Source organism: Planktothrix sp. FACHB-1355 (assembly GCF_014748295.1).
In the GTDB taxonomy this organism is placed as follows: Bacteria; Cyanobacteriota; Cyanobacteriia; order Cyanobacteriales; family Aerosakkonemataceae; genus Aerosakkonema; species Aerosakkonema funiforme_A.
In genome coordinates this window covers 1-2933 of record NZ_JACJUP010000930.1, presented here as the reverse complement: position 1 = coordinate 2933, position 2933 = coordinate 1, and the positions used below count along the sequence as shown (strand labels likewise).

Here is a 2933-nt window from a genome sequence, read left to right as displayed (position 1 = left end):
TCTGTTCATTTGTGAGTACAACTTTTGCGTCTGCATCGGCTACGATCGCTTGCAGTCGCGACATCGATCGATTAAACTGAGGCGGATAAGCAGGCACGGCAATTACCCCAGCATACAAGCAACCGAAAAACGCCGCAATATAATCCAAACCTGGCGGATAAAGCAGGATCGCACGCTCTCCACTCTTCACAAAGTTTTGCAGCATCGCTGCAATAGCTCTAGCTTTACTATCTAAATCTGCATAAGTTAAATAAGTTTCTTCTACTTCTCCATCAAGAAGAAAAGTATAAGCTCGCTGCTCTGTCTGCTGGTGCGCTCTCCAGCGAAGTAACTCTACCAGTGTGGAAAATTCTTCTTTTGGACTGAAGATATTTTTGCCGATCTGTGAGTTTTGATGCACCTGTTTCATATATACTTTTTCCCCGCTACAGTTTTACCCAATTGCCATGCTAATTGGGGTGAAGATCGATTACCAATAAGTATCTCGTTTCTGCGGCTGCTTAAAAATATCGCCGCATAAACTGAATATTTAGTATTCGGTAAGCTCCTGCCATTGTCAAAAGACAATTTGTCAAACTCAACTTACATATTCTGTACTTACGTATATATAAATAAAGCTGGCAGAGTGACAAGTATCCCTGAAGCTCCTCGCCTTGTCAAAAGACAATTCGTCAAACTCAACTTAAAGATTTTCTACGTATATTTAAATAAAGTTAAAGTAACTAAATGAACATGATATTGCGGGAGCGCAGTTATTAGTTAGTTAGATAGAGGGCACAACAAACCCTAAGTAGTGGCAGGTATTTAAAGTAAAAATATTTACTTTGTTATATAAGAATACAATTTTAACCGACAAGCCGGAAATGGAATATTTGTGATTAAAATTAATTTTTTAATCACTTTATCGTCATTAAACGATTATAATTTTTATTTAATCTTTCGATCGTGAGGTAGGTTGAGAAAAGTTTGACCGCTTGTCTTTTGACGAAGACAACAGCTCAACTCAGAATAAGCAACGGTAGAGGAGCTTTCTGTAGGTGTGATGTCAAAAATATTCTGTAAAGTTTTAAAACTGAGTTTAGCGATTCTGAGTACTAGCTACTTTTTGTCTTGCGGAACAAGAGGACAAACAGCGATCGCTCTAGAAGAATTAGTTGTAGAGCAAACAGGCGATCTGACAAACCTCACTACCAGTTTTCCAGATACTCCCATTGTAGAGCCTGGTAAAAACAACCGCGATCGACTTTCTCCCGTTGCCTTAGAGCCAGAACTAACACCCACTCAGCCTGACACTTCCCTCCCACTGATTAACCCATATAGAAAAGCATCTACCCACACAAGAGGAATGGGTCAAGTCAACTCGGTTTCCCAACTATCCGACGTGCAGCCAACAGATTGGGCATTTCAAGCATTGCAGAATTTGGTTGAGCTATACGGTTGTCTTGAGGGATATCCAGATCGGACATTTCGAGGCAATCGAGCCATGACCCGCTATGAATTTGCCGCCGGTTTAAATGCTTGCTTGGAAAAGATTACCGAGCTGATTGCAGCTGGGGGTAAAAACTCTGTCCGACCGGAAGATTTAGCCGCCCTCAATCGCGTCGCCACAGAATTTCAGGCAGAACTAGCCACACTGCGAGGTCGGATAGACAGTTTAGAACCAAAAATAGCAACTCTAGAAGCCGAGCAATTCTCCACTACCACCAAGCTAAGCGGTTGGTTAATTTGGGCTGCGAACACTGGCACCATTCAGGGTGAGTCTCCCGAACGCGACGATCCTAACGCCACCTTGTTCACTTATTTACTGTTAAATTTCCGCAGCAGCTTCACAGGCAAAGACCAGCTCTTAACCCAACTTGTAATGGGTACTGGCAGTGCGGTAAATGAAGCTAGCAACCTTACTCCAGCCATTCTCAGTTTCTTAGATTATTCTGGTTTCAACCCCCAAGTACGCATTAGGCGATTAAGATATAATTTCCCGATAACTGATGACTTGCAGGCGTCTATCTTTGCTAGAGGCAATACCGCCGACTATGTAGATTTCAACAGATACGCCAATGATAGTTCGTTAGACTTCTCTACGTTTCTATTTCTGTACAACCCACTGCTATTAGGAGGTGACCCCACAGGTTCCGGCGTTGCTCTGACTTGGAATCCAGGCCAAGGGCCGCTGACCTTCAAAGCAGTTTATCGTGCCGATGCAGCTGCCGATCCCGATTCCAGAACTACAAACGTATTTTTTAGCGACCCGAGTCGGGCAGGTAAAGATAAAAGAGGCGGGCTATTTGGCGATCCTAATTTAACTGTATTTGAAGCAGAGTACATCCCGTCAGAAAGGTTTGCTTTACGACTCAGTTACAGTTTAGGTTCTCAGGGTGGCGATGGCTATAGTACGATCGCCAGTAACTTTGAATTTGTTCCTATTAAAGGGATTGCCCTTTTCGGTCGTTTTGGTTATGCCTTAGACTACAGCGATGTTTTATTTACTGGTACGACAGACGATGATGCCAAGCCAATTTACTGGATGGGAGGATTTTCCTTCCCAGATATTTTAGGAAAAGGTACTTCGGCTGGATTTGCTGTGGGTCAGCCGTTTGTGGAAAGTTCGGTGGGCGACGTGACTCAACTTAATATGGAAGCTTTTTACCGCTTTCCTGTCAATGACAATATCAGTATCACACCCTTTGTACAGGTGATTACCAATCCCGGCAACCGCAGTAGCGAAGGTACTCTTTACACGGGTACGCTGAGGATGTTCTTTGGTTTTTAGGATTTGGCGATCGCTCATCCTAGAAACCGGCTTTCTAGATCTATATTTCCCCAGCGACAATTTTTCAGAGAAACCCGGTTTCTGCCTAGATCTATATTTCCCCAGCGACAATTTTTCAGAGAAACCCGGTTTCTTTGCCCAGTCTGAAAATAGATCGGAAGAG

2 protein-coding genes are annotated in these 2933 nt (G+C 43.3%); one reads left to right on the top strand and one right to left on the bottom strand.

The annotated features are described in order from the left end of the window. A partial coding sequence (locus tag H6S82_RS27120) for an AMP-binding protein (protein ID WP_191057026.1) occupies window positions 1–409 on the bottom strand: 409 nt, incomplete at its 3' end. Between the two features lie 633 nt (window positions 410–1042). Here H6S82_RS27120 and H6S82_RS27115 point away from each other — a divergent pair. Further along, window positions 1043–2770, top strand: coding sequence for an iron uptake porin (locus tag H6S82_RS27115; protein ID WP_190465297.1), 1728 nt, complete (start codon window positions 1043–1045; stop codon window positions 2768–2770). Window positions 2771–2933 lie beyond the last annotated feature (163 nt).